This window comes from Shigella sp. FC1567, assembly GCF_001743015.1.
GTDB lineage: Bacteria > Pseudomonadota > Gammaproteobacteria > Enterobacterales > Enterobacteriaceae > Escherichia > Escherichia coli.
In genome coordinates this window covers 1-6,580 of record NZ_MIIV01000119.1, presented here as the reverse complement: position 1 = coordinate 6,580, position 6,580 = coordinate 1, and the positions used below count along the sequence as shown (strand labels likewise).

Genomic DNA, 6,580 nt, shown 5'->3' with positions numbered 1-6,580 from the left:
TTTCTGGTGCGTACCGGGCTGAGAGGCGGTGTAAGTGAACTGTAGTTGCCATGTTTTACGGCAATGAGAGCAGAGATAGCGCTGATGTCCGGCAGTGCTTTTGCCGTTACGCACCACGCCTTCAGTAGCGGAGCAGGAAGGACATCTGATGGAAATGGAAGCCACGCAAGCACCTTAAAATCACCATCATACACTAAATCAGTAAGTTGGCAGCATTACCCAGTTTCCCACTTTAATAAAGTAATATTCTATTAGTTGGTTGAATATATTCTGTAGTTCACAATTAAAAATTACTGGTACAGGTTCAGGTGATTCACCTCGTAATTTCCGCTCATCAATAAACTCATCTCTTATATAAATCAACGCATCATTTATTAGCGGGTCAACATCCTCTCGATCACGTTGATGAAATGTTGGATGTAGCCGGAACCGTTCCAGTCGATAGACGGAACCTGTAAATAATTCAGAGCATTTATGGATCTCAAGTCTGAAGGAAAACGGATTTTCAGGTACAGGGACCTCATAATCGTAAATAGCAACCAGCTCTTTTTGCACGATCATCGCTTTCCCCGCTGGTAAGTCGTGTTGATAACGGGCAGTTGCATCACTGCCCGCTGTGTTTTTAATGGAAAATGACGTCAGGTGCGCTTAACGCCTCACTCAAATCAAACACATCAAGTTCGGCAAAAGTTACGGATTTATTGTCACGGTACACTCGAAGAGAACGGAAGCTCATTAGCGCTTTGCTATCAACATTGTAGTGGTTAAAACCGGGTGAAAACTTAAGGACCAGCCGGTACTCACCCAGGTCATAGACAAATGCGTCCTCATAACCTGACTCCCAGCCTTTGTATCGCATTCCCATAAGCTGCCCAACGGTAGCGGATTTACCTTCCCAGCGAGTCAGGCTGTTACTGGTTGACTCGTCAGGTGTGAGCAGCACCGTGCGGCGCGACAACTGGCGAAAAGGCGGCATAATTTCGTAATCGGCAAAAAGCTGTGCAAATTCACTGCGCATTTCTACTGTCATTTCTAACGGGTGGGCAATGCCAATCAGAGCGTCCGCAGGCAGGTCAATTGGCTCATCTTGCGCATTGCAGAACTCCCCCTCTGCGGCCACACGAAAGGCTTTGAGTAAACAACGCGGTTCATTTGCCGGATAAACCCCCCATATTAATCGCTGGGTAACCAGACGGGTAAAGGGATGATTAACAAACAGAGAATGAAAATCTGCCAGCGACCAGCGTCGGGTGGTACGTAGGGCAGCTTCAAGACGCGGGAGCAGGTTTTTGCTCACCTGAGTAGCATCTTTTTTTAGCCCTTTTAGTCGGGCCAGTGCCTCGGGCGCTTTCAGTTGATCGTCATCGGCGCGCAACCGGGGAACGCTTTTCTGGCGAACGTTTTGCTGATCAAAGATAACCGGGTTGAGGTTTTCATCGAAGCGAACGGTAAACTGCCGGGGACCAAAATCAAAACTCAACGCCTGCGGATCATCAAGGCCCAGGGTTGGGACTAATCTGTCCGCTAACTCTTCCTGGCTTAGCCCGCGATCTTCTGCGACCACCTGAAGAAATTCCGCTGCGTTTTCACGTAAGGGGCGTGATTTCGCCCGTTGTGATACATGATGCAGCTGCATCAGCGCCATATCATTATTCATCAGGGTAAGTATATTCAGACCACTGACAGCACGGGCAGATTTGCCTTCTTGTGGCCAGGCGAGGATCTGTGTCGTCAGATCCCGTGCCGTGCTTTCGTCACCAAAGAGACTTAATGCCAGAAATGCCCAGTTGTCTTTTGCGGGGGCCCCCGCTTGTTGCCAGGCAGTGAAGAGATCCCAGGCAAAAGCGGCCAGCGTTTGTGGCTGGCAGAACGTTTTCAGTTGTTCCAGCCCGCTATAAAAACGTCCCCCCTGGGTAAAGCGCAGCATTTCGCCGATAATTTCCAGAGCGTCACCGGTAACAGGCTGATTATTAGTGATAAGTCGAGGCCTGGACCACATTGCCGGATGCCAGAAATCAGGGGCTTTTGGAATGCGTGCCGGGTAAATGTCCATTGGACCCTGTTTAAGCAACTGCTCCAGGGCAGACCATACATCTGTACGCTGCCAGCGGTTTGCCACGGTTTGTAGAAATTCGCCATGTCCCTGTTCGTACAGTAAACGCAGGGCAAGTAATGCGGCTTCGCTATTATCGCTGGGTTTGGTAAAGACAAGAGGGATAAGTGCACTAGCCGTATGTTCCGGCCATTGTAAAATCCACTGGCGAGCCAGATCACGCTGCGCCGCGAAACGTCGCCAGACGCGGGCAACAGGCAGCGCCAGTTCTGTTGCGCCAAAATTTAAAATTAACGGAAATGTTTCTTTTGGACGATGTGAAAAAGCCAACAGCAGACCTGGTAGCGCATCCAATCCGAGGATACTGAGAAAATAGTCCTCACCCGCGAACAGATGCTTTTTCTCATTGATACGCAGCCAGAAGGTCAAAGCCATCTCACGCGGCAACTGTGCCAATAAATACAGGTTCCAGACACTCTTTTCCGGACGATAACGTGAGTAGTTGTCATTTTCCCATATGTTAATTAACGCTTCTATGTGACCGCTGCGGAGCGCCTGTTCTGCTAATTGTGCTTCCGGGGAGTTCCAGCCATTCAGGATCTCTTCAACCCGCCCCTGGTAGTAATGCCACTGAACAATGAGTGAATTGCGTGCAGCATCCAGTTTTCCGGGGAGTATATAATTCAGAAACAGCCATACATCATCCCCAAAACCCAGTTCCTGTAATACAACTCGTCCACTTTTTTGTTCCATGCGTTGCGCAAGAGATTCCGTGCTGAAATAACGGGCAGACTCAGTGGCGGCAAGCCTCTCTTGTTCGCCTGGTTGCCAGTAAACTTGCGGAGTTAATTCGAGCGGTGCCAAATCAAGACGTGGAGCTGTCATTTTTTTCTTACTACGCCACGGTAGCGAAACGAGGATTTCAGGCAGATTGCTGTTATCGGTACTATCAATAACCGGTTTGGGCGGTGCCGATAAATAACTATTCAGCACTGCCCTGGCTTGAGTACTTAACCACTGCATCACCTCTTCTGCCAGTTGTGGCTGCGATGCCATCAGCGTTTGTAACAGCGTACGCCAGTATTCATCGCGTGCTTTTTGCTGTGCAGGCAGCTTTTTGTCTTCGATGATTGGATAACCAGGGCGGGCTGGTGGTTCTGTTAACGCCAGCAGTTCTGCCAGTGCGGCGAGCGTCGCATGGGGGAAGTTTTTATGGTATTTAGCTACACGTTGCAGGCTGGGTTTGTTTTTATCAGCCACCAGTAGCAAGGTGCGGATGACTTGCGGATGGTTAATTTGTACCAGCAGACTGCCGCAATCTTCTTTATGGGCATACATCGCGAGGCGCGGAATGGCTGCCAGTCCTTGTTCGCGCAAAAGGGCGGCGCAGGCCGCGTAGCCGAAGTGGTTTTCATGCGACATGTAGCTGGCTTCTCGATCGCTAAATATATCCTGGCTCCAGTAGTGTTCGAGTTTTCTCACCGCTGTGGGGTCATTAGCAACAACTTTTAACCACTTCTTAGAATGAAAATGAGTTCGCGGGCATTCAAGGCCTACCAACTCATTGGCTATTTCTGGTTTTTCCGGGAGGATCAGCGCAATAAAAGGGCGGCGAACTTTGGTTATTCCTGGTAGTGCGGCAATGAGTTTGTCGGCGCAACGCTGCCAGCAGCTTTCCTCTGCCAGAGAGAGATGCTTACGCAGTCGGAGATCGAATTCGTTATAGGTTTCTGAGCGATAACCATAGCCATAATCCTCGTCCTGATACTGCAATGTCACTACCAGAGGATCACTCTCATAACACCGCGCAATAAACAGGCGTGCAATTACCACCTCAGTCGCATATTCCAGCCCCTCTTGTTGGACGATTTCGTCGAGCAACTGTTGGCTGTCATTTTGCGCGATACAGGCTAGCGCCGCCATTGTCCGGGCCGGGACTGAGGGTTTGTGTTCGCCGATCAAGTTGATGGCCTGCGTGATGGCGGACTGCCACTCCAGTGAAAAATTTTCATAACGCCAGACAATCTTTTTTTCTTCTCAGCTTTTTGTAGCAATTCATCACCCAGTGTCTGAATGATGCTTTCAGTGATAACAGACACCGGTTCGCCCGGCCAATTGCGATGACTGAGCGGCGTTTTGCTTTTTTTATATTTCAGTTCCAGTTGGGCGTTATCCGCCAGCCACGGTAATTCCTTGTCCATGCTCTTTCCTTATTCAAACAGGGCTTCAATATCGTTAATTAGCTCGCTGGCGGTGATGGCATCGATTACGGAGAACTGCGCTTCCTGTGTTGAATTACTCCCCCAGCCATAGCTTTCTGCTTTGCCTTCCCATAGCCACAGCTTGCTTAAGAGCTGCTCAGCGCTGAGTTCGGCTGGCGACATGCCTACCGCAAAACCTTCATCGATTTCCATGACTAACGACCAGCGGCCCAGGGGTTTGATCATCCAGCCGATCCAGCCTCCATCCTGCGGGGTGCCCTTTATCCAGCCTTTATTCGCCAGCCCCATGACCCGACCGCTCGGGCATTTTCTGCCTGCCCAGCGGGTCAGTTCGCTGGCGTTGCGCTCGGCTCCTGTCAGGGCGTAACTGTTACGGTCAAGCTGACGGAATGGTGGTAGCAGTTCGTAGTCGGCAAAAAGCTGACCAAAGGCGGCAGCATCCGTCGGTGATATTTCCAGAACGTGAGGAATGCCGATAGAGATACCGCCTTCCGGCAGGGTGAAAAGATCATCGTCAGCGGTGCTGTAGCTGTTATCTTCCGCCACCCTAAAGCACGCCTGTAGCTGGTTTTCGGCGCTATAAACGCCCCAAATCAGACGGCGGGTTAAGTGGCGAACCAACGGATGCTCAACCAGGAAGAGCTTAAAGTTTTCTGGCGACCAGCGGCGACGCAGGCACATGGCGGATTCCTGCCTTGCTACCTGCTGGGCGGCGACGATACGCGCATCTTTTTTCAGCAATTTGTAGCGGTTAACCGCATCGTTCGACCGCGATTCATCATCGCTTTTGTTTGGTTTGGGCAGGTCTTTCAGGCGGCTGCCGGAAGCGTCACGCACAAACGGTTTTAAGGTTTCATCAAAGCTGACGGTGAACTGGCGTGGGCCGAAATCCAGCAGCAACGAACCGTTATCATCCAGACCGAGATCCGGTGCTAACCGATCTTCAAGCTCCGCCACCGTGAGTTCGCGGCTCTCGGCAATGTCGGCAATTTTTTCTTTTGCCCGCTCCTGTAATGCTTTGAATTTAAGTTTCTGGGCGATGCCGTTAAGCTGCATCAGGGCAATATCACTACCGATAGCGGCGAGAATATCCAACCCAACGGTGGCGCGTTTATGCTGGGATTCACCAGGCCAGGCGCGGATTAATGGCGTCAGTTTGCGAGCGGTATCATCGTTACCGAGAACGCCTAACGCAGTAAACGCCCAACTCTCTTTCGACGGCGCGCCCGCAGTCAGCCAGGCGGTAAACAGATCCCAGACAAATTCAGCCAGTGAGTCGGCGGTACAGGCATCTTTCACCTGCAATAATCCCGGATACAGAGCCTCTTCCTGAGGGAAGCGGAGCATTTCGCCGAGGTGGAGGAGGGCACTATCTGGCAGTGATTGGGCGTTTGCTTTTAATACCGGGCGCGTCCAGAGCGATGGCTGATAAAAGGCCGGAAGAGTGGGGATTTTTGTTGGGTGATTATCTAAGGGATCGAGCGCAAGCAGAGCGTTCACCGCGTCGGTTACTTCCGGCTGGTTATAACGCCGGGCGATTTCTTGCAGTAATGGCTGATGACCATTTTCGGTAAGCATACGCAAGGCAGCGCGGGCGTTATCCTGTGCTTCACCGGCTTTGTCGAGCGCCGAAGGCAGCAGGCCGGTAATGGCATGTTCCGGGTATTTCAACAGCCAGGTGCGGGCGTTTTCGCGTAGCGTTTTGAGTTTGTTGAAGGCACGGGCAATCAGTGGCGCTAATTCGATAGCCGCAAAATATTGTGCTACAGGTAGAGCTTCTTGTGGATAGCGTGAAAAGGAGTGAATAAAACCCTGTAACCCAGCGAGTTGCAGGTGCGTCATGACAAACTCGACACCGACGTGTGGCTCTTTACTGAGGACATTCCACGCCTGCGCTGTTTTTTCGATAGGCAGGGCGGCTAACATGTAAAGCTGCCATTCCCGTTGATAGGAGTGCCAGAAGGTTTTAAATTCGCTGATCAGCGCAGAATAATCTCCCCTCTGCCTGAAGTGGCACACTGAATTTGGCCACCTGAACAGAGGTGATATGCTCACCTCAGAACAACACAGGTGCTCCAATGAAAAAAAGAAATTTTAGCGCAGAGTTTAAACGCGAATCCGCTCAACTGGTTGTTGACCAGAAATACACGGTGGCAGATGCCGCCAAAGCTATGGATGTTGGCCTTTCCACAATGACAAGATGGGTCAAACAACTGCGTGATGAGCGTCAGGGCAAAACACCAAAAGCCTCTCCGATAACACCAGAACAAATCGAAATACGTAAGCTGAGGAAAAAGCTACAACG

General features: G+C 50.9%; 3 protein-coding genes and 2 pseudogenes. 1 reads left to right on the top strand and 4 read right to left on the bottom strand.

The annotated features are described in order from the left end of the window. The 4 genes and pseudogenes from BHE85_RS09165 to BHE85_RS09145 form a co-directional block, all read right to left on the bottom strand. A partial coding sequence (locus BHE85_RS09165; RefSeq protein WP_047664789.1) for an IS1 family transposase occupies positions 1 to 165 on the bottom strand: 165 nt, incomplete at its 3' end. Positions 166 to 198: 33 nt separating this feature from the next. Continuing rightward, entirely contained in the window at positions 199 to 561 is a 363-nt protein-coding gene (locus BHE85_RS09160; RefSeq protein ID WP_039064056.1) for a hypothetical protein, read from the bottom strand. Between the two features lie 61 nt (positions 562 to 622). Continuing rightward, a pseudogene (gene yehI, locus BHE85_RS09155) lies at positions 623 to 4,254 on the bottom strand (DUF4132 domain-containing protein YehI). Between the two features lie 9 nt (positions 4,255 to 4,263). Then, positions 4,264 to 6,273 (bottom strand): annotated as a pseudogene (locus BHE85_RS09145) (DUF4132 domain-containing protein); the annotation flags it as partial. Positions 6,274 to 6,353: 80 nt separating this feature from the next. On the opposite strand from BHE85_RS09145, the gene BHE85_RS09140 reads away from it, so the two are divergent. Beyond that, positions 6,354 to 6,580 (top strand): IS3 family transposase (locus tag BHE85_RS09140; protein ID WP_057951205.1); only part of this gene is annotated, 227 nt, incomplete at its 3' end.